Here is a 21,714-nt window from a genome sequence, read left to right on the forward strand (position 1 = left end):
CGTCGTGGCGTGCTGCCCGGGGGCAACGGCCGCTATCTTACTCTTGGTTCACATCAAGCACGATTTCGGTGAACGAGGCCGCGTCGTCGAGCTCGGGTTTGGCCGCGACCTGGGCCTTGGCGGCATTGGCCGCCATCTGGAAGTCGTTCTGCAGCCGCCACATCAGGTTGGTTGGCGAGTCGGAGTTGGCAAGGCCTTCCTCGCGGCTGATCTTGCCGCTGTGGATGAGCGCGGCCAGTGCGCCTTCAAAGGTGACCGAGCCTTCGGCCATGGACTTTTCCATCGCCTCGCGCACGGCCGAGAAGTTGCCTTGCTCGATCATCTCGCCCACCAGCTTGGTGTTGAGCATCACCTCGATGGCAGCGGTGCGTTTGCCCGAGACCGTCTTGACCAGACGCTGCGAGACCACGGCGCGCAGCGCCGATGACAGGTCACCCAGCATCGTGGGGCGCACCTCGACCGGGTAGAAGCTCAGGATCCGGTTGAGCGCGTGGTAGCTGTTGTTGCCGTGCAAGGTGGCCAGGCACAGGTGGCCGGACTGCGCGTAGGCAATGGCCGCCGACATGGTCTCGCGGTCGCGGATTTCGCCAATCATGATCACATCGGGCGCCTGGCGCAGCGCGTTCTTCAGCGCGGTCTGCAGTGAGGCGGTGTCGCTGCCCACCTCGCGCTGGTTGATGATCGAGCGCCGGTTGGAAAACTGGTACTCGATCGGGTCTTCCACCGTCAGGATATGGCCGCTTTGCTGGCCGTTGCGGTGGTCGATCATTGCGGCGAGCGACGTGCTCTTGCCCGAGCCGGTGGCGCCGACAAACAGCACCAGGCCGCGCCGGGCCATGATGAGGTCCTGGAAGATCTCGGGCAGCTCCAGCTGCTCCAGGCTGGGGATGTCCTGGGGCACATAGCGGATGACCACGGCGCAGCTGCCGCGCTGGTGCATGGCGCTGACGCGGAAACGGCCCACGCCTTCGAGCGGCACGCCAATGTTGAGCTCCCCGGTTTCGTCCAGCTCTTCGATGCGCTCGGGCGGCACGATCTCGGCGAGCAGGGTACGCGGCGCATCCGGTGTCAAGGTCTGGTTGTTGAGGGGGATGCATTCGCCCTGGATCTTGACCAGCGCAGGCGCATTGGCTGACAGATAGACATCCGAGGCCTTGTTGTCTGCCATCAGGCGCAAGATTCGCTCCATGGTTCCCATGTCCGTTCCCTCCAGTAATTTGTGCAGAGATTGTAGGCTTAGCTACGCAGTCAATAAACGATGTTGCGCCCGCGCTGCAACCCAACCGCAAGCCAAACGGCCACAAAAAAGCCCTGCAGCGCAAAGCTTGCAGGGCTGATGGGTTGCCTGGCGAGGGTTATACAGAGAATCCCTGGGCGGCAGATCAGTCGCGCAGCAGGTCGTTGATGCTGGTCTTGGCGCGGGTCTCGGGCGTCACTTGCTTGACGATCACCGCGCAGTACAGGCTGTGGCTGCCGTCCTTGGCAGGCATGGAGCCGCTGACCACCACCGAACCCGAAGGAACGCGGCCATAAGTGACTTCGCCGGTCATGCGGTTATAGATCTTCGTGGACTGGCTGATGTACACGCCCATCGAGATGACCGAGTTTTCTTCGACGATCACGCCTTCGACGATTTCGGAGCGGGCGCCGATGAAGCAGTTGTCTTCAATGATGGTGGGGTTGGCTTGCAGCGGTTCGAGCACGCCGCCCAGGCCCACGCCGCCCGAGAGGTGGACGTTCTTGCCCACTTGTGCGCAGGAGCCCACGGTGGCCCAGGTGTCAACCATGGTGCCTTCGCCCACATAGGCGCCAATGTTCACGTAGGAAGGCATCAGGATGGCGCCCTTGGCCACATAGCTGCCGCGGCGGGCCACAGCGGGCGGCACCACGCGCACGCCGGTGGCGGCGATATCGGCTTCGGACATGCCCGCGTACTTGGTGGGCACTTTGTCGTAGAAGTTCAGGTCGCCGGCTTGCACCAGCGCGTTGTCCTTCAAGCGGAACGACAGCAACACGGCCTTCTTGATCCACTGGTGCACGGTCCACTGGCCCACGCCGTCACGGGTGGCCACACGCAACTCGCCCTGGTCCAGGGCGTTGATCACATGGTCGACCGCATCGACGATTTCTTTGGGAGCCGAGGCAGGCGAGAGCGTCGTGCGGGCTTCCCAGGCGGATTCGATGATGGTTTGCAGTTGTTGCGTCATGGTTTAGGCTTTTTTCCAGGATTGAATGAATTGGGCAATGCGCTGAGCGGCTTCCAGGCATTCGGCCGTCTGGGCCACCAGGGCCATGCGGATGCGGCCGGCGCCTGGGTTGCTGCCGTTGAAGTCACGGGCCAGATAGCTGCCTGGCAGAACCGTGACATTGTATTGGGCATAGAGTTCGCGTGCGAACTCGGTGTCGGACAAGCCCATCTCTGGAGGCACGCCGGCCCAGAGGTAGAAGCTGGCATCGGGCAACTGCACGTCCATCACGGCCGACAGCACGGGCGTGACTTCGGCAAACTTGCGGCGGTATTGCTCGCGGTTGTCTTCGACATGGCGCTCATCACCCCAGGCCGCAATGCTGGCCGCCTGCACCGGCGGGCTCATCGCGCCGCCCTGGTAGGTGCGGTAGAGCGTGAAGGCCTTGATCAGCTCGGCGTCGCCCGCGACAAAACCGCTGCGCAGGCCCGGCACATTGCTGCGCTTGGACAGGCTGGTGAACGAGACCAGGCGGCGGAAATCGCTGCGGCCCAGTTGCGCTGCTGCCTGCATGCCGCCCAGTGGTGGCTCGTCGCGGAAGTAGATTTCGCTGTAGCACTCGTCAGACGCAATGACAAAGCCATAGCGGTCGGACAGCTCAAACAGCTTTTTCCACTCGTCAAGCGGCATCACGGCGCCGGTGGGGTTGCCCGGCGAGCAGACAAAGATCAGCTGGGTGCGCTGCCAGATGTCCTCGGGCACGCTGGCCCAGTCGACGGCAAAGTTCTTGCTGGCGATGCTGGGCACGTAGTAGGGCGTGGCGCCCGCGAGCAGGGCCGCGCCTTCGTAGATCTGGTAGAAGGGGTTGGGGCAGAGCACGACCGGGCCTGGCTTGCTGCTGTCGACCACCGTCTGCGTGAACGCAAACAGTGCCTCGCGGCTGCCATTGACGGGCAAGGTGTGCTTGTGTCCATCCACCTGCAGGCCGTAGCGCGTGGACAGCCAGGCAGCAAAGGCTTCGCGCAGTGCCGGCGTGCCAGCGGTGGCCGGGTAGACCGACAGGCCGGCCAGGTTGTCCGAGAGCGCCTGCTCGATGAAGGCGGGCGTGGGGTGGCGGGGCTCACCGATACCCAGGCTGATGGGCGACTGGTCTGCGGGCGGCGTGACACCGGCAAACAACTGGCGCAGGCGCTCAAACGGGTAGGGCTGCAGTTTCTGGAGCAAGGGGTTCATAAGCCAGCCATTATGGTGCAGCGGCGCTTGTTTTTTTGCGCCGTTCTGTCATGCCCGGTAGGGGCTTGGCGGCCTTTGTCGGCTACCCAGCGCCGCGCAGCCATTAAGACGAGTGGTTGCCGCCTTGTTGCTGCTTGGCTTTGGCCAAAATGGCGGCCAGGATTGCCTTTTTGTCGGCAGCGGCCGGCGCGGCCAGGTTGGCCTTGCTGGCCGCGGTATTTTGCGATGCTGCTGCGCTGACGGCAGCAGCCTGGGCCGCCTGGGCGCTGAGGGCTGCAGGGGCAGCGTGCGGCGTGCCCGCTGGGCTGGCAGTTGGACTGGGCACCTGCGTGCGGTTGGTGCCGTGCAGGCGCTGCTGGTGCCTGTTGTAGCGCAGCCGGGCCTCATCGGCTTGCGCCGGGCTCCAGGCGGCCCAGCCGGTGGCCTCGCCGCTGGCGTTGTCCAGTTCAATGCAATCGACCGGGCAGACCGGCAGGCACAGCTCGCAGCCGGTGCAGGCCTCGGCAATGACGGTGTGCATGCGCTTGTTCGCGCCCAGGATGGCATCGGTCGGGCAGGCCTTGATGCACAAGGTGCAGCCGATGCACCAGTTCTCATCGATGCGGGCGACAACGCGCACGGCTTCGAGGCCGTTGTGCGGGTTCAGCGGCAGCGCAGGCCGGCCGGTGATGGCCGCCAGCCGCGCCACGCCTTCCTGGCCGCCAGGCGGGCATTGGTTGATCGCGGCCTCGCCCTGGGCAATGGCCTGGGCATAGTGGCGGCAGTCGGGGTAGCCGCAGCGCGTGCATTGGGTCTGCGGCAGGGCCGCATCAATGGCGCCAATGAAAACAGCCAGCGCTGAGGCTGGCTGGTCGCTGGTTTTGTGGGTATCGATCACACCGTGTGCAAAGTATTCTGCTTGGAAGTGGCCGATTTTACGCTGCCTGCAGGGCGATCCTCGATGCGGTTGTTGGCGAGGATGAAGTCCTTGAGCATCGGGTAGACCATGGTGCGCCAGCGCTTGCCGCTGAAGATGCCGTAGTGCCCCGCGCCCTTGACTTCAAAGTGCCGGGTGTCGACCGCCTTGAGGCCGGTGCACAGGTCATGCGCGGCCTGGGTCTGGCCCGAGCCAGAGATGTCATCAAGCTCGCCCTCGACCGTCAGCAGCGCGCTGTGGCGGATGTCCTGGGGCTTGACCAGCTCCAGATTGCCTTCGGGCGAGCGCACCTCCCAGGTGCCCTTGACCAGCGCAAAGTCCTGGAACACGGTCTTGATGGTTTCCAGGTAGTAGGCCGCATCCATGTCGAGCACGGCGTTGTACTCGTCGTAGAACTTGCGGTGGTGTTCGGCGCTGTCTTCGTTGCCCTTGAGCAGGTCCTTGAAGTAGTCGTAATGGCTCATCGCATGGCGGTCAGGGTTCATGCTGACAAAGCCCATGTGCTGCAAAAAGCCGGGGTAGACCAGGCGGCCGGCACCGGGAAAGTTGCCGGGCACCGGATGGATCACGTTCGACTCGAACCACTGCAGATCGTGCGTGGTGGCCAGGTTGTTCACCGTGGTGGGCGATTTGCGCGCATCGATGGGGCCACCCATCATGGTCATCGACAGCGGGGTCTTCTCGCCGCGGCTGGCCATCAGCGAGACGGCGGCGAGCACCGGCACCGTGGGCTGGCAGACGCTCACCACATGGCAGTTGCCGTAGATGCCCTGGATGTGGCGGATGAATTCCTGCACATAGTTGACATAGTCATCGAGGTGGAAGATGCCCTCGGTCTGCGGCACCAGGCGCGCATTGGTCCAGTCGGTGATATAGACCTTGTGGTCGGCCAGCATCGTGCGCACCGTCTCGCGCAGCAGGGTGGCGTAGTGGCCCGACAGCGGGGCCACCACCAGCACCACGGGCTGCTGCTTCATCGCCGCCAGGCTGGTCTGGTCGTCCGAGAAGCGCTTGAAGCGGCGCAGCTCGCAAAAGGGCTTGGTCAGCTCCACGCGCTCGTGGATCGCGATCTCATGGCCGTTGGCCTCGATGGTGGTGATGCCAAAGGCGGGCTTTTCATAGTCCTTGCCCAGCCGGTAGAACAGATCAAAGCCCGCCGAGGCGCGCTGGGCGGTGTTCGTCTGGCTGATCGGCCACAGCGGATTGCTCAGCATCTTCGAGGTGGCGTGGGCGTATTCTGCAAAGGGCTCCATCAGGGCCCGCTGGGTTTCATACAGTTGGTACAGCATCAAAACTCCGTGATTGTTGCATCGCAATATAGCAGCAGCGCGCGTCAGAAAGCATGGCCAGCCATGCTCGTAAACACGGGGAGGGTGCTGGCGCTGGGTTCTGCGCCGCTGCCCACTGTGTGCTACACCGGCCTGCCACCCGCATGGCCGCTGCAATGCAGCCACTCGGATGGGCGTAGTTACAAAGATTGATTTTAACTAATGACTGAGGGTCTTGCTAGACTATTGCTCTGGCCCCATGCCCGCGCTTGCCCTGGGTAGACAGGGCCTGTAGATCAGGGCAGGACGCTATGGCCGCTCAGTCTTCGCTGGTGGTGCTGTTGGCGGGCTGGCGCTGCAACCATTCCTCAAAGGCCTCACGCGCAGAGTTGCGCAGCGTTTTGCGAAAGCGCTGCTTGTCCTCCAGGTAAAGGCAGTGGCGCATCACCGTGAAGGGGTTGAAGCTGCTGGACGGGTAGCGGTGCTGGAAATCGGCCTTGTAGTGGCGCACGGTGGTGACATGCTTTTGCACCACGGCAAACAGCCAGCCGGCGTGGCGCACGGCAAAGTCATGCAGCAACTCGTCCAGGAAGAACTCCACCTTCTGCGGGTCAAACTCATAGCCGGGGAAGTGCTTGTGGCCAAAGGCGACAAAGCTGAAGGCATCGAGCGGCTCGTTGTGGTCGCCCAGTCCATCGCCCAGGGGGCCGTCGACCTCGTCCTCGGCGCGCGAGAGCGCCAGCGCCTGGCTGGTCTCATTGCGGATCTGCAAGAACTCGCGGTCGGCCAGTTCAAACAGCGCCGACAGAATGTTGATGCGGCGTTTGAGGTTGGTCGGGATGGACTTCTTGTACTTGATCTTGTGGTCCAGCTCGCTCCAGGAGTCCTGGATGATGGTGCGGATCTGCAGCTCGAAGGCCTGGTCGGCATAGGCCTGGTGCTCGGTCAGCTGTGCCTGCTGCTGGTTGAGCCGCAGGTCCATATGGATGCCCTTGTAGCCAAACTCGGACTCCGAGTCTTCCATCGGTGAGGTCTTGTCGGTGATCTCGATCACATCGAAATATTCGCGCACCCGGGACATGATGGCCGGTGGCTCGTCCTCATAGAGGCAGACCACGCGCACGCCGATCAGGTCGGTGATGTAGTCCTCGATGGCATAGTCCTCGGACTGGTCCTCGACAAAGTTTCGGTACTTGCGCTTGAACTTGCGCACGCATTCGTCAGCGGTCTTCACCCGGCACTCGAACTTGGCGATGTTGACGCCCTCGAGGTTGCTCAAGATGGCGTGGATCAGCGCATTGAACGAGGCCGCCGCAGCCTTGAGGGTGGGCAACTGGGCGGCGTAGAAATCCAGGAATTCCTGTTTGCGGGATTCAAAATCGCGAGCGGGCATGGGGCAGGGCAGCAAAGAAGGGGCAGGCGCCACGCGCCCGCCAAAAGAAGAAGTTACTTGGCGCTATTGTCTACCTCTGTGGTGTCGCTGATGTGGGCCTGGGGTGCAAAAAGATCCCAGACCGCGATGAACAGCGCGGCAATCAGTGGCCCGATGACAAAGCCGGTAAGCCCGAACAGCGACAGCCCGCCCAGGGTGGAGATGAGGATCAGGTAGTCGGGCATCTTGGTGTCCTTGCCCACCAGGAGCGGGCGCAGCACGTTGTCGACCATGCCCATGATGGCGGCGCCATAGGCGGCCAGCACAATGCCTTCGGTGGTGGAGCCGGTGGCAATGTAATAAATAGCAACTGGCGCCCAGACAATGGCTGCACCCACGGCCGGCAACAGCGACAAAAAGGCCATCACCACGCCCCACAGCAGCGAGGCCTCGATGCCCAGAATCCAGAAGATGATGCCGCCCAGCGCGCCCTGGGTGGCAGCCACGGCCAGGTTGCCCTTGACCGTGGCGCGCACCACGGTGATGAACTTGGCGCCCAGCTTTTTCTTGTGCGCGTCATCGAGCGGCGTGGCGGCCAGGATCTTGCGGATCAAGGTCTTGCCGTCGCGCAGGAAGAAGAACAACAGGTAGAGCATGATGCAAAAGCTCACCAAAAAGCCCATGGTGTTCTGGCCGATGGTCAGCACCTTGGTCGCCACATACTGGCTCGCCTGCACCGAGATGCCGGAGATCTTCTCCTGGATCACCTTGGGGTCGTTCAGGTTGAAGCGGGTCAGCAGGTCCAGCACCCACTGGGGCATGGCGTTGTAGATCTGCTGGAAGTACTGGCCGAAATTCATCTCGCCCGAGTGCACGCTCTCGTAGATGGTGGCCGCCTCCTTGGCCAGCGAGATCGACAGCAGGATCAGCGGCAGGATCACCAGCACCAGGCACAGCACCAGCGTAATCAGGGCCGCAATAGTCGGGTATTTGGGGAGGCGGACCAGGATTTTTTTGTGTAGAGGCGTAAACACAACAGCGAGGATCACGGCCCAGAAAACGGCCCCCTGAAAGGGGAAAAGCACGGCAAAAAAGGCAATGGTGACGCCTATTAGCAGCAAGATGAATGCTTTGTCGTGAAGAGAGTGGTTGTTGAACATCAAGCGCATCGGTGTGAATGGATAGCGCAAATGTATCTGCTTCCGGCATAAACCTACGCTATTTCGGGCACCCATCTGCTGGGGCCAAGGCCATCGAAGGACAAGCCCAGGCGGAAGTGGCACAATACCCGTTGTTCGGCCCTTCCCAGCCACAGTCGCATCCGCCAATCGGTTCAGCCGTGTCGCGGAAGGTTGTTTATATGCACCAGCTAATGCTTTCCAGAGGAAAGCGGAGGTCAGCGGAGAAAATGAGCGATACGAATTCTGTGTATCAAGCCTACCAAGGCAACACCTATCTCTTCGGCGGCAATGCCCCGTATGTCGAAGAGATGTATGAGAACTATCTGGATAACCCAGGCAGCGTACCAGACACCTGGCGCGCTTACTTTGATGCACTGCAAAACGTCCCCGCATTGGACGGCAGCAACGCCAAGGACGTCCCTCATCTTCCCGTCGTCAACGCCTTTGCCGAGCGCGCCAAACAAGGCGTGACCAAGGTGGTGGTAGCGTCTGGTGCTGATTCGGAACTGGGCCGCAAGCGCACCGCCGTGCAGCAGCTGATTGCCGCTTACCGCAATGTGGGCGCACGCTGGGCCGATCTGGACCCGCTGAAGCGCCAAGAACGCCCCGAAATTCCTGAGCTCGATCCAGCCTTCTATGGCTTTACCGATGCGGACCAGGAAACCGTGTTCAACATCAGCAACACGTTCTTCGGCAAGGAATCGATGACCTTGCGCGAGCTGCTCAATGCACTGCGCGAGACCTATTGCGGCACGTTGGGCGCGGAGTACATGTACACCGCCGAGCAAAACCAGAAGCGTTGGTGGCAGCAAAAGCTCGAGAGCATTCGCAGCAAGCCCGCCTTCAACGCCGACCAGAAAAAGCGCATTCTTGACCGCCTGACCGCGGCCGAAGGCCTGGAGCGTTTCCTGCACACCAAGTATGTGGGTCAGAAGCGCTTCTCGCTCGAAGGCGGCGAGTCCTTTATCGTCGCGATGGACCAGCTGATCAATGCCGCTGGCGTGACCGGCGTGCAGGAAATCGTCATCGGCATGGCCCACCGTGGCCGCCTGAACGTGCTGGTCAACACCCTCGGCAAGATGCCCAAGGACCTGTTTGCCGAGTTCGACCACACCGCCCCTGAAGAGCTGACCGCCGGTGACGTGAAGTACCACCAGGGCTTTAGCTCCGATGTGTCGACCACTGGCGGCCCGGTGCACCTGTCGCTGGCCTTCAATCCCTCGCACCTGGAAATCGTCAACCCCGTGGTTGAAGGCTCGGTGCGCTCGCGCATGGACCGCCGCAACGACCCGCAGGGCAAGCAAGTGCTGCCGGTGCTGGTGCACGGTGACGCGGCCTTTGCCGGCCAGGGCGTGAACCAGGAAACGCTGGCGCTGTCCGAAACCCGTGGCTACACCACGGGCGGCACGGTGCACATCATCATCAACAACCAGATTGGTTTCACGACCTCCGATCCTCGCGATCTGCGCTCGACCACGTATTGCACGGACATCGTCAAGATGATCGATTCGCCCGTGCTGCACGTCAACGGTGACGATCCCGAAGCGGTGGCACTGGCCATGCAGATGGCTTTGGACTTCCGTATGGAATTCTCCAAGGACATCGTGGTGGACATCATCTGCTACCGCAAGCTCGGTCACAACGAGCAGGACACGCCTGCACTGACCCAGCCGCTGATGTACAAGAAGATTGCCCAGCACCCCGGCACGCGCAAGCTGTACGCCGACAAGCTGGCCACGCAAGGGCTGGGCGAGACGCTGGGCGACGACATGGTCAAGGCCTACCGCGCGGCCATGGATGCGGGCAAGCACACGGTCGACCCGGTGCTGACCAACTTCAAGAGCCAGTACGCGGTGGATTGGAGCCCCTTCCTCAAGCAGAAGTGGACCGACAGCGCCGACACCGCCATTCCCGTGGCCGAGTGGAAGCGTCTGGCCGAGCGCGTCACGACCCTGCCGGAGTCGGTGAACCCGCACCAGCTGGTCAAGAAGGTCTATGACGACCGCGCAGCGATGGGCCGTGGCGACATCAACGTGGACTGGGGCATGGGTGAGACCATGGCCTACGCCTCGCTGGTGGCCTCGGGTTACCCCATCCGCCTGTCGGGCGAAGACAGCGGCCGCGGCACCTTTACCCACCGCCACTCGGTCGTGCACGACCAAAAGCGTGAGAAGTGGGACGAGGGCACCTACATCCCTCTGCAGAACGTCGCTGACAACCAGGCGCCGTTTACCGTGATCGACTCCATCCTGTCCGAAGAGGCCGTGCTGGGCTTCGAATATGGCTACGCCTCCAACGATCCCAACACCCTGGTGATCTGGGAAGCGCAGTTCGGCGACTTCGCCAACGGCGCGCAAGTGGTGATCGACCAGTTCATCGCCTCCGGTGAAGTCAAGTGGGGCCGTATCAACGGTCTGACCTTGATGCTGCCACACGGCTACGAAGGCCAGGGCCCCGAGCACAGCTCGGCACGCCTGGAGCGCTTCATGCAGCTGTCGGCGGACCAGAACATGCAAGTGACCCAGCCGACCACGGCTGCGCAGATCTTCCACTTGCTGCGTCGCCAGATGGTGCGTCCGCTGCGCAAGCCGCTGATCATCATGACGCCCAAGTCGCTGCTGCGTAACAAGGACGCAACCTCGCCCGTGTCGGAATTCACCTCCGGTGGCTTCCAGACCGTGATCGGTGAGCGCGATGAGGCCATCGTTGCCAAGGCCGACAAGGTCAAGCGCGTGATCGCCTGCTCGGGCAAGGTCTACTACGACCTGGTCAAGAAGCGCACCGAAGAAGGCAGCACCGATGTGGCCATCATCCGTATCGAGCAGCTCTATCCGTTCCCCCACAAGGCTTTTGCCGCTGAACTCAAGAAGTACAGCGCCGCCAAGGAAGTGGTGTGGTGCCAGGACGAGCCGCAAAACCAGGGTGCATGGTTCTTCGTGCAGCACTACATCCACGAGAACATGCTCGACGGCCAAAAGCTGGGCTACTCCGGCCGTGCCGCCTCGGCATCGCCTGCCGTGGGCTATTCGCACCTGCACCAAGAGCAGCAAAAGGCGCTGGTCGAAGGCGCATTCGGCAAGCTCAAGGGCTTTGTGCTGACCAAGTAAGCACGACCTCAGCATTTAACGAATACAGAAAGAATTGTTATGGCAATCGTAGAAGTCAAAGTCCCCCAGCTGTCCGAGTCGGTCGCTGAAGCCACCATGCTCACCTGGAAGAAGAAGGCCGGTGAAGCTGTTGCTGTCGACGAAATCCTGATCGAGATCGAAACCGACAAGGTCGTGCTCGAAGTGCCAGCGCCTGCCGCTGGTGTGCTGACCGAGATCGTGCAAGGCGACGGCGCGACCGTTATCGCTGACCAGCTGATCGCCAAGATCGATACCGAAGCCGTGGCCGGCGCCGCTGCAGCCCCCGCTGCCGCAGCACCTGCGCCAGCTGCTGCCGCTCCCGCCCCCGCTTCTGCGCCTGCAGCTGCCGGTGGCAACAAGGGCGATGTGGCGATGCCAGCTGCAGCCAAGCTGCTGGCGGACAACAACCTGGCAGTCGGCGCTGTGGCCGGCTCGGGCAAGGACGGCCGCGTCACCAAGGGTGATGTGCTGGCCGCTGTGGCCGGTGGCGTCAAGTCCACCGCCGCCGTGATACCCACCGGCGCACCGACCAAGTCGCTGCCCCAGGTGGCGTCGCCCGCCGCTGCCCAAGACCTGGGCGAGCGTCCAGAGCAGCGCGTGCCGATGAGCCGTCTGCGTGCCCGTATCGCCGAGCGTCTGCTGCAGTCGCAGTCGACCAACGCGATCCTGACCACGTTCAACGAAGTGAACATGGCGCCCGTGATGGCGCTGCGCAAGAAGTTCCAGGACGACTTCACCAAGGAACACGGCGTCAAGCTCGGCTTCATGTCCTTCTTCGTGAAGGCGGCCGTGCATGCACTCAAGAAGTACCCCGTGCTGAACGCGTCGGTCGATGGCACCGACATCATCTACCACGGCTACTTCGACATCGGTATCGCCGTGGGCTCGCCACGCGGTCTGGTGGTGCCCATCCTGCGCAATGCAGACCAGATGAGCTTTGCCGACATCGAAAAGAAGATCGCCGAATTCGGCAAGAAGGCTGCTGACGGCAAGCTGGGCATCGAAGACATGACCGGCGGCACGTTCTCCATCTCCAACGGTGGCACCTTCGGCTCGATGATGTCGACCCCGATCATCAACCCGCCCCAATCGGCCATCCTGGGCGTGCACGCGACCAAGGACCGCGCTGTGGTCGAAAACGGCCAGGTGGTGGTGCGTCCGATGAACTACTTCGCGATGTCCTACGACCACCGCATCATCGACGGCCGCGAAGCCGTGCTGGGTCTGGTGGCGATGAAGGATGCGCTGGAAGATCCATCGCGTCTGCTGTTCGACCTGTAATCGGGTCGCCGGGCAGTGATGCTACGCGTTCTGGTGGCTGCAGCGTCCGCACTTGTGCTGGGCGCCTGCGGGACGTTGTCCCGTCCTGCAGCGCAGGATGTCGCCACGCAAAGCTGGAGCGGTGACTATCGCTTCCAGTGGGCAGCAGGCACCCAGGCTGCGCGCCGGGGTCTGCCTGCCCCATCACAGGTTCGCATCCGCCCGGTCACCTCCGCCAAGGAGGTGCCCGGCGCGAAGGCGGACGGCAATGGCCCGCAATGGGCCATTTCGTTTGTCGGCGAGCCCGGCGCGCCGCTGCCGCTCATCCCCTTCAAGGCCCAGGGCTATGAAGAGATGGGCTGGGCGGTGATGCGCGCTGGCGGCAAGATTGCATGCCTGGAGTCCGGCTCCTTCATGTTCGTCTGCCGCACCCATCCCGGCACCACCTTGTCGTTTGGTCGTCAAAACGACGAGCAACTGACCACCAAAACGGGCCTCTTCGGTGTGGCATTGCACCAGGGCAGTTTTGAACTAACACCATTGGATTAATCATGAGCAAGCAATTTGATGTCGTCGTGATCGGCGGCGGCCCCGGCGGCTACGTAGCGGCCATCCGTGCAGCCCAGTTGGGCATGCAAGTGGCCTGTATCGACGAGTGGAAGAACGCCGCTGGCGGCCCAGCCCTGGGCGGCACCTGCACCAACGTGGGCTGCATTCCCTCGAAGGCCCTGCTGCAGTCGTCCGAGCATTTCGAGCATGCCAACCTGCACTTTGCAGACCACGGCATCTCGACTGGCAAGGTCACGATGGATGTGGCCAAGATGATTGCCCGCAAGGACACCGTCGTCAAGCAAAACAACGACGGCATCCAGTACCTGTTCAAGAAGAACAAGGTCACCTTCTTCCACGGCCGTGGCTCCTTCGTGAAGGCCGCTGATGGCGGCTACGAAATCAAGGTCGCGGGCAAGGACGAAGAATCCATCACCGGCAAGCAGATCATTGTGGCCACTGGCTCCAATGCCCGCGCTCTGCCTGGCGTGCCTTTCGACGAAGACAAGATTCTGTCGAACGACGGCGCACTGCGCCTGGGCGCTGCGCCCAAGAAGCTGGCGCTGATCGGTGCTGGCGTGATCGGCCTGGAAATGGGCTCGGTCTGGCGCCGTCTGGGCACCGAAGTGACGGTGCTCGAAGGCATGGACAAGTTCCTGCCCGCCATCGACGAGCAAATCGCCAAGGAAGCCAAGAAGTCCTTTGACAAGCAAGGTCTGAAGATCGAGCTGGGCGTGAAGGTTGGCGATATCAAGGCCGACAAAAAGGGCGTGCAGATCAGCTACACCAATGCCAAGGGTGAAGCCCAGCAGCTGGACGTGGACCGCCTGATCGTGTCCATCGGCCGCGTGGCCAACACCATCGGCCTGAACCCCGAAGCCGTGGGCCTGGCCCTGGACGAGCGTGGTGCCATCGTCGTGGACGAGAACTGCAAGACCAACCTGCCTGGCGTCTGGGCAGTGGGCGACGTCGTGCGTGGCCCGATGCTGGCCCACAAGGCCGAGGAAGAGGGCGTTGCCGTGGCCGAGCGCATTGCGGGCCAGCACGGCCATGTGAACTTTGCGACCATTCCATGGGTGATCTACACCAGCCCCGAAATCGCATGGGTGGGCCGCACCGAGCAGCAGCTCAAGGCCGACGGCGTCGCTTACAAGGCTGGCACCTTCCCGTTCCTGGCCAATGGCCGCGCACGTGCGCTGGGCGATACCACCGGTATGGTCAAGTTCCTGGCCGATGCCACGACCGACGAAATCCTGGGCGTGCACATGGTCGGCCCGATGGTTTCGGAGCTGATCTCCGAAGCCGTGGTGGCGATGGAGTTCAAGGCATCGAGCGAAGACATCGCCCGTATCTGCCACGCCCACCCATCGCTGTCGGAAGCGACCAAGGAAGCGGCCCTGGCCGTGGACAAGCGCACCCTGAACTTCTGATCCTGAAGTTTTAGGCGAAAATGGCCTCTGGTGCAGATTGGTTCTGCGCCAGAGGCTATGTCATTTATAGCAACAAGAGATTGAGACACCCATGGGTACAGCGGTAAGAGATGCATACGAGGCCGAACTCAAGGCCAAGGGTTTTCAAAGTGATCCTGCACAGATGCGTGCGGTGGACGCCTTGCAGCGCTGTGCCGACGAGTGGGAGCAGTACAAGAACAAGCGCTCCAACCCGATCAAGAAGCTGATCAACCACCCCGACATTCCGCGCGGGGTGTACATGTATGGCGGGGTGGGGCGCGGCAAGAGCTTCATCATGGATTGCTTCTTCAACGCCGTGCCGCTGCGCCGCAAGGTGCGTTTGCATTTCCATGAGTTCATGCGCGAGGTGCAGCGCGAGCTGACCCTGCTCAAGGGCACGCAGGACCCGCTCGATGTGCTGGGCGCCAAGATCGCCAAGAAGTACAAGCTGATCTGCTTTGACGAGTTCCATGTGGCGGACATCACCGATGCGATGATCCTCTACCGCTTGCTGCTGGCCCTGTTCAACAACGGCGTGGGCTTTGTCACCACCTCCAACTTCACGCCCGATGGCCTCTACCCCGATGGCCTGCACCGCGACCGCATTCTGCCGGCCATCGACCTGCTCAACGCGCGCATGGATGTGATCAATGTCGACAACGGCACCGACTACCGCCGCCGCGCGCTGGAGCTGGCCCAGCTCTACCATTGCCCGCTGGGCCCTGAGGCGGATGCAGCGATGGAGCAGACCTTTGGCCAGTTGGCCGAGGTGCCTGACGAAAAACCAGTCTTCAAAATTGAGTCGCGCGAGCTCAAGCCGCGCCGCCGCGCAGGGGGCGTGATCTGGTTCGATTTCCATGAACTGTGCGTCAACCCGCGCTCGCAAAATGACTACCTGGAGCTGGCCACCCAGTTCCACACCGTGCTGCTGTCCAATGTGCCGCAGATGTTCGTCAACATGGCCTCGCCCGCACGCCGCTTTACCTGGCTGGTCGATGTGCTCTATGACCGCCGGGTCAAGCTCATCATGTCGGCCGCCGTGCCGCCCGAGCAGCTCTACACCGAAGGGCCGCTGTCCCATGAGTTTCCGCGCACCGTCTCGCGCCTCAACGAGATGCAGTCGCAGGAGTATTTGTCGCTGGAGCGACGCGTGGTCGATACCGCGCTGACCTGAGAAGAGAGGGCCCCTATGCCTCGTTTGAACACTGTCACCGTGCTGGTGCTGCTGGCTGCCACCGGCCTGGCCCATGCGGCCTCCGGCAAAACCTCGAATGCGCAGGAGCGCACGCAGGCGCGTGCCCAGATCACGCTGGAGCGCAAGGACAGCGAAGCGCGCCTGGCCAACAACGAAAAGATCTGCTACCAGCACTTTGCGGTGACCGACTGCCTGCAGAAGGTGCGCCGCCAGTACAACACCGAAGAGCGCGCGCTGCGCCAGCGCGAGCTGGCCATCAATGCGCAGGAACGCGACGAGAAAACCGCCAACCAGCGCGATGCCCGCGCCAACAAGCAAAACGATTTTGAGCGCAAGCACCCGCCGCTCGATGGCGGCGCGCTGAGCCAGCCCGATCTGGAGCAGCGCCAGAAAGAGCACGACGAGCAGGCGGCCCAGCGCAGCAGCCATGCGCCCAAGCGCAATGCCCAGAGCATTGCCGAGCAGCAGCAGCGCCGCGAGCAGGATGCCGCCCGCCGTGCCACCAGCCAGGCTGGCAAGGTGGACAGCAAGCAGCGCACGCTGCAGCGCCACAACGAAGACCGGGCGGACAGCATCAGCGAGGCCCAAGAGGAATACGATGCCAAGCAAGAGGCTGCGCAGCGCAAGCTCGAAGCCCATGAAAAGCGCATGAAGGAGCAGGAAGGCAAGCGCAAGGCGGCGCCACTGCCCGTGCCCCAGTAAACCGCTGGAAGACTACGCATCACGCGCCAGGGGCCCTTGCACAGGCTGCCCTGGTGCTGCGGTTGCGACCAAACCCTATAATGGAAGATTCGCGCCCGCACCGCTTCAGGGGAAGTGGGCAGGCGCCACCACTGCATCACACCATGAGTACACCCACTTTTTCCGTCGCTGAGATCCGCAAGACCTTCTTGGACTTTTTCGCGTCCAAGGGGCACACCATTGTTCCGTCCAGCCCGCTGGTGCCGGGCAACGATCCGACGCTGATGTTCACCAACTCCGGCATGGTGCAGTTCAAGGATGTGTTTCTGGGCACGGACAAGCGCCCCTACACCCGGGCAACGAGCGTGCAGACCTGCCTGCGTGCCGGTGGCAAGCACAACGACCTGGAAAACGTGGGCTATACCGCGCGCCACCACACCTTCTTCGAGATGCTGGGCAACTGGTCCTTTGGCGACTACTTCAAGCGCGAATCGCTCAAGTGGGCCTGGGAGCTGCTCACCGAGGTCTACAAGCTGCCGGCCGAGAAGCTGCTGGCCACCGTCTATGAAGAGGACGACGAGGCCTACGACATCTGGACCAAGGAGATCGGCCTGCCCCCAGAGCGCGTGATCCGCATTGGCGACAACAAGGGCGGCCGCTACAAGAGCGACAACTTCTGGATGATGGCCGACACGGGCCCTTGCGGCCCTTGCTCGGAAATCTTCTACGACCACGGCCCGCATATTGCCGGCGGCCCTCCAGGCTCGCCCGATGAAGACGGTGACCGTTTCATCGAAATCTGGAACAACGTGTTCATGCAGTTCGACATGGCCGAAGACGGCTCGGTCAAGCCGCTGCCAGCCCCCTGCGTCGATACCGGCATGGGCCTGGAACGCCTGGCTGCCATCTTGCAGCATGTGCACAGCAACTACGAGATCGACCTGTTCCAGGCGCTGATCAAGGCCGCTGCACGCGAGACCCATATCGACGATCTGGAAACCCCCTCGCTGAAGGTGATTGCCGACCACATCCGCGCGACCGCCTTCCTGGTGGCCGATGGCGTGATCCCGTCGAATGAAGGCCGCGGCTATGTGCAGCGCCGCATCATCCGCCGCGCCATCCGCCACGGCTACAAGCTGGGCCAGAAGACCCCCTTCTTCCACAAGCTGGTCAAGGACCTGGTCGCCGTGATGGGCGATGCCTATCCCAAGATTCGCGAGCAGGAAGCGCGCATCACCGAGGTGCTCAAGGTCGAGGAAGAGCGCTTCTTCGAGACCCTGGCCCATGGCATGGACATCCTGGACAGCGCACTGGCCGGTGGCGCCAAGGTGCTGCCCGGTGATGTGGCCTTCAAGCTGCATGACACCTACGGCTTTCCGCTGGACCTGTCCAACGACGTGGCGCGCGAACGCGGCCTGAGCGTGGACGAGGCGGGCTTCCATGCCGCGATGGAGCAGCAAAAGAGCCAGGCCCGCGCAGCGGGCAAGTTCAAGATGGACCGCGCACTGGAATACACCGGCGCGGCCAATGCCTTCACCGGTTACACGCAGCTGAGCGAGGCCGCCAAGGTCGTGGCGTTGTATGTCGATGGCAGCAGCGTCAACGCGATCAACGCTGGCCAGACGGCCGTGGTTGTGCTGGACACCACCCCGTTCTACGCCGAGTCGGGTGGCCAGGTGGGCGACCAGGGCGTGATTTCGGCCGGTGCCAACCGCTTTGTCGTGGAAGACACCTTGAAGATCAAGGCCGATGTGTTTGGCCACCACGGCCAGCTCGCTGCGGGCAGCCTCAAGGTGGGCGATGCGGTGCAAGCCGAGGTCGATACCGCCTTGCGCGCCGCCACCATGCGTAACCACTCGGTCACCCACATCATGCACAAGGCGCTGCGTGAAGTGCTGGGCGACCATGTGCAGCAAAAGGGCAGCCTGGTCAATGCGGAACGCACCCGCTTTGACTTTGCCCACAACAGCCCGGTGACCGATGCGCAAAAGCGCGAGATCGAAAAGCGCGTGAATGCCGAGATCCTGGCGAACACCGAAACCGGCGCGCGCGTGATGGACATCGAGAGCGCACAAAAGACCGGCGCGATGATGCTGTTTGGTGAAAAGTACGGCGAGACCGTGCGCGTGCTGGACATTGGATCGAGCCGGGAACTCTGCGGTGGCACCCATGTGCAGCGCACCGGTGACATTGGCCTGTTCAAGGTCGTCGCCGAAGGCGGCGTGGCCGCTGGCGTGCGCCGTATCGAAGCGGTGACCGGCGAGAACGCGCTGGCCTACCTGCAGTCGCTCGAATCGACCGTGGACGAAGCCGCTGCCACCTTGAAGGCCCCAGTGGCTGAGCTGAACCACCGCATCGGTGGTGCGCTCGACCAGATCAAGGCGCTGGAGAAGGAACTGGCCCAGCTCAAGGGCAAGCTGGCGTCGAGCCAGGGCGATGAGCTGGCCGGCCAGGCGGTGGACGTCAAGGGCATCAAGGTGCTGGCTGCCACCCTGGATGGCGCCGATGCGAAAGCGCTGCGCGACACCATGGACAAGCTCAAGGACAAGCTGGGCACCGCTGCCATCGTGTTGGCGGCTATCGACGGCGACAAGGTACAGCTGGCCGCAGGCGTGACCAAGGACAGTATTGGCAAGGTCAAGGCCGGTGAACTGGTGAACTTTGTCGCCCAGCAAGTGGGCGGCAAGGGCGGCGGCAAGCCCGACATGGCGATGGCTGGCGGCACCAACCCAGCGGGCCTGGCGCAAGCGCTGGCGGGCGTTCAGGCCTGGGTGGCCGAGCGGGTCTGATAGCCCCTTAAGCCGCTTCGCATCCCCCAACGAGCCTCCTGCAATGCAGGGGGCTTTTTTGCGTACGCACAGCAGCCAGCACTTCGCCACTCTGACCATTTCGCATGGCGGTACGTAGTCGCACTTAACGAAATTGACCTGTCCGCATGAGAAGATCGCCGCGCTTTGAAATTAACGCGAGACAGAAAGGTGACTATGTCGGTGCAATTGGAAGAGAGCCGCTCGGCGCGGTTTGCGATGCGGTGTGCGGCCTGGGCCGAGAAGTGGTTTCCCGATTCCTGGGTGTTTGCGGTCGTGGGGATTGCGATTGTGGTGGCAGCGGCCCTGGCCATTGGTGTGCCGGTGCAAGAGACGAGCAAGGCTTTTGGCAAGGGCTTTTGGAGCCTGATCCCGTTCACGATGCAAATGGCCTTTGTGGTGATTGGCGGCTATGTGGTGGCCAGCTCCAAGCCCGCGTCGCGCCTGATTGAAGCGCTGGCCAAGGTGCCTGGCAATGGCCGCAGTGCGGTGGCCTGGGTGGCGCTGATCTCGATGGTGGCCTCGCTCCTCAACTGGGGCTTGAGCCTGGTGTTTGGCGGCCTGCTGGTCAAGGCGCTGGCCCGCCGCACCGACCTGAAAATGGACTACCGGGCCGCCGGCGCTGCGGCCTACCTGGGCCTGGGTGCCGTCTGGGCGCTGGGCATTTCCTCGTCGGCCGCGCAGCTGCAGGCCAACCCGGCCAGCCTGCCGCCGTCGATCCTGGCGATTACTGGTGTGATCCCGTTTACCGAGACGATTTTCTTGTGGCAATCGGGCGTGATGCTGCTGGCCCTGGTGCTGATCTCGCTGGTGATTGCCTATGTGACGGCCCCGGGCGCTGCCAACGCCAAGGATGCTGCCGCCTGCCAGGTGGACATCAGCGCCGAGGCGCAGCCGGTGACCAAGCCCACGCGGCCCGGTGAATGGCTGGAGCACAGCCCGCTGCTGATCATTTTTCTGGTGCTGCTGGCAGTCGGCTGGATGGTCGAAGAGTTCTCCAGCAAGCCGGCGATCCAGGCGATCTCGGGCCTCAACACCTACAACCTGATTTTTCTGATGGTGGGCGCGCTGCTGCACTGGCGCCCGCGCAGCTTTTTGGATGCGGTCGCGCGCGCCGTGCCCACCACCACCGGTGTGCTGATCCAGTTCCCGCTGTATGGCTCGATTGCTGCGATCATGACCGAGGTCAAGGGCGTCGATGGCCACACCATTGCGCACTACATCTCGACCTTCTTCACCCAGATCGCCACGCATGACACCTATGCGCTGCTGATGGGCGTGTACTCGGCCATTCTGGGCTTTTTCATTCCGTCGGGCGGCGGCAAGTGGATCATCGAGGCGCCGTATGTGATGCAGGTGGCCAACGACCTGCAGTACCACCTGGGCTGGGCCGTGCAGATCTACAACGCCGCCGAGGCACTGCCCAATCTGATCAACCCCTTCTACATGCTGCCGCTGTTGGGCGTGCTGGGCCTCAAGGCGCGCGACCTGATCGGCTTTACCTTTGTGCAGCTGCTGGTGCACATCCCGGTGGTGCTGTTTCTGCTGTGGTTCCTGGGGCAGACCCTGGCCTATATTCCGCCCGTGATGCCCTGAGCATCGTTAGGTGGCAACCGGCCATGACCCGGGCGAGCTGCGGCTCGCCTTTTTGCTGACTTCGCTTACATGACCGGCAGCCATTTCGGGTTAACCTTGGCCCCCATCGAAGACAACAATGAGGACAGAGCAATGCAAAACACCACATGGAGCGGCGCTGCACTGGGCGCACTGGCACTGGCTTTGGCGGCCATCGCCCCCACCGCACAGGCGCAGTATGGGCGCGACGGCGAGGTGACCTGCGAGAGCCAGGACGGGCGCACGCGCGAATGCCGCACGCCGTTTCGCGATCCGGTGGTGAGCGAGACCTTGTCGAGCGCCTCTTGCGTCGAAGGCCGCAGCTGGGGCCACCGCGGTGGCGGCGTGGTCTGGGTGACCGATGGTTGCCGGGCCCGTTTTGCCGATAGCCGAGGCGGCGGCGGTGGCTGGGGTGGTGGCGGTGGCAGTAACCAGCTGGTGCGCTGCGAGAGCAACGACGGGCGCATGCGCGAATGCGCCATTCCGCGTGGCGCCAGGGTCGAGGTTGCCCGCCAGCTCTCCGACGCTCGCTGCGACGAGGGCCGCAGCTGGGGCCAACGCAGCGATATGGTCTGGGTCAGCCGCGGCTGCCGCGCCGATTTTGCCATCAGCAGCGGTTACGGTGGCGGCTACGGCGGCGGCCGGCCCAATCCTGGATATGGCCAGGGCCGGGAGCTGACCTGCAGCAGCGACGACCGCCGCGACAACAGCTGCGACTGGAATGCGCGCTGGGGCCGTCCGGTGCTGCTGGAGCAGTTGTCCAGCGACAGCTGCCGCGAAGGCTATACCTGGGGTTATGACGACCGCGCGCGCCGCATCTGGGTCACGCGCGGTTGCCGTGGGCGTTTTGGCAGCCGCTGAGCCAGGTAAACC

General features: G+C 62.9%; 16 protein-coding genes. 9 read left to right on the forward strand and 7 right to left on the reverse strand.

The features are described from left to right. Window positions 1-37: 37 nt before the first annotated feature. From F0Q04_RS13100 to F0Q04_RS13130, 7 genes are all read right to left on the reverse strand, one after another. A complete protein-coding gene (locus tag F0Q04_RS13100; protein ID WP_021028493.1) occupies window positions 38-1,198 on the reverse strand; it encodes a PilT/PilU family type 4a pilus ATPase in 1,161 nt (386 codons plus the stop codon). Between the two features lie 184 nt (window positions 1,199-1,382). After that, window positions 1,383-2,207 (reverse strand): 2,3,4,5-tetrahydropyridine-2,6-dicarboxylate N-succinyltransferase, encoded by an 825-nt coding sequence (dapD, locus tag F0Q04_RS13105; RefSeq protein ID WP_182341148.1) that lies wholly within the window; start codon window positions 2,205-2,207, stop codon window positions 1,383-1,385. A gap of 3 nt (window positions 2,208-2,210) precedes the next feature. Next, on the reverse strand, window positions 2,211-3,419 hold the full coding sequence (dapC, locus tag F0Q04_RS13110; protein ID WP_116925565.1) for a succinyldiaminopimelate transaminase: 1,209 nt from the start codon (window positions 3,417-3,419) through the stop codon (window positions 2,211-2,213). A gap of 103 nt (window positions 3,420-3,522) precedes the next feature. Further along, on the reverse strand, window positions 3,523-4,293 hold the full coding sequence (locus F0Q04_RS13115; RefSeq protein WP_182345681.1) for an RnfABCDGE type electron transport complex subunit B: 771 nt from the start codon (window positions 4,291-4,293) through the stop codon (window positions 3,523-3,525). Continuing rightward, window positions 4,293-5,624 carry a polyhydroxyalkanoate depolymerase gene (locus tag F0Q04_RS13120; RefSeq protein WP_116925567.1) on the reverse strand — a complete coding sequence of 444 codons (1,332 nt, stop codon included), beginning with the start codon at window positions 5,622-5,624 and terminating at the stop codon, window positions 4,293-4,295. The genes F0Q04_RS13115 and F0Q04_RS13120 overlap by 1 nt, the downstream gene beginning before the upstream one ends. A gap of 298 nt (window positions 5,625-5,922) precedes the next feature. Then, a complete protein-coding gene (locus tag F0Q04_RS13125) occupies window positions 5,923-6,996 on the reverse strand; it encodes a GTP pyrophosphokinase (RefSeq protein ID WP_182341151.1) in 1,074 nt (357 codons plus the stop codon). Window positions 6,997-7,049: 53 nt separating this feature from the next. Continuing rightward, a complete protein-coding gene (locus tag F0Q04_RS13130; protein ID WP_116925754.1) occupies window positions 7,050-8,135 on the reverse strand; it encodes an AI-2E family transporter in 1,086 nt (361 codons plus the stop codon). A 248-nt stretch (window positions 8,136-8,383) separates the two neighbouring features. On the opposite strand from F0Q04_RS13130, the gene F0Q04_RS13135 reads away from it, so the two are divergent. The 9 genes from F0Q04_RS13135 (at window position 8,384) to F0Q04_RS13175 (ending at window position 21,702) form a co-directional block, all read left to right on the forward strand. After that, window positions 8,384-11,263 carry a 2-oxoglutarate dehydrogenase E1 component gene (locus F0Q04_RS13135; RefSeq protein ID WP_116925568.1) on the forward strand — a complete coding sequence of 960 codons (2,880 nt, stop codon included), beginning with the start codon at window positions 8,384-8,386 and terminating at the stop codon, window positions 11,261-11,263. Window positions 11,264-11,302: 39 nt separating this feature from the next. Then, the gene (odhB, locus tag F0Q04_RS13140; protein WP_116925569.1) at window positions 11,303-12,565 is read left to right on the forward strand and encodes a 2-oxoglutarate dehydrogenase complex dihydrolipoyllysine-residue succinyltransferase; all 1,263 of its coding nucleotides are present in this window, start codon (window positions 11,303-11,305) and stop codon (window positions 12,563-12,565) included. A 75-nt stretch (window positions 12,566-12,640) separates the two neighbouring features. Then, window positions 12,641-13,093: a hypothetical protein gene (locus F0Q04_RS13145; protein WP_116925570.1), complete on the forward strand. Its 453-nt coding sequence runs from the start codon at window positions 12,641-12,643 to the stop codon at window positions 13,091-13,093. A 2-nt stretch (window positions 13,094-13,095) separates the two neighbouring features. Then, a complete protein-coding gene (gene lpdA / locus F0Q04_RS13150) occupies window positions 13,096-14,523 on the forward strand; it encodes a dihydrolipoyl dehydrogenase (protein ID WP_116925571.1) in 1,428 nt (475 codons plus the stop codon). Window positions 14,524-14,614: 91 nt separating this feature from the next. Next, window positions 14,615-15,718 (forward strand): cell division protein ZapE, encoded by a 1,104-nt coding sequence (zapE, locus tag F0Q04_RS13155; RefSeq protein ID WP_116925572.1) that lies wholly within the window; start codon window positions 14,615-14,617, stop codon window positions 15,716-15,718. A 15-nt stretch (window positions 15,719-15,733) separates the two neighbouring features. Beyond that, complete coding sequence (locus F0Q04_RS13160) at window positions 15,734-16,441, forward strand: hypothetical protein (RefSeq protein WP_182341153.1); 708 nt, start codon at window positions 15,734-15,736, stop codon at window positions 16,439-16,441. 143 nt (window positions 16,442-16,584) lie between these two features. Beyond that, window positions 16,585-19,209 carry an alanine--tRNA ligase gene (gene alaS / locus F0Q04_RS13165; RefSeq protein ID WP_182341156.1) on the forward strand — a complete coding sequence of 875 codons (2,625 nt, stop codon included), beginning with the start codon at window positions 16,585-16,587 and terminating at the stop codon, window positions 19,207-19,209. A 195-nt stretch (window positions 19,210-19,404) separates the two neighbouring features. Then, window positions 19,405-20,823, forward strand: coding sequence for a short-chain fatty acid transporter (locus F0Q04_RS13170; RefSeq protein WP_116925575.1), 1,419 nt, complete (start codon window positions 19,405-19,407; stop codon window positions 20,821-20,823). 132 nt (window positions 20,824-20,955) lie between these two features. Continuing rightward, window positions 20,956-21,702 carry a DUF3011 domain-containing protein gene (locus F0Q04_RS13175; RefSeq protein ID WP_182341159.1) on the forward strand — a complete coding sequence of 249 codons (747 nt, stop codon included), beginning with the start codon at window positions 20,956-20,958 and terminating at the stop codon, window positions 21,700-21,702. Window positions 21,703-21,714 lie beyond the last annotated feature (12 nt).

The organism is Comamonas koreensis (assembly GCF_014076495.1).
Lineage (GTDB): Bacteria > Pseudomonadota > Gammaproteobacteria > Burkholderiales > Burkholderiaceae_C > Comamonas > Comamonas squillarum.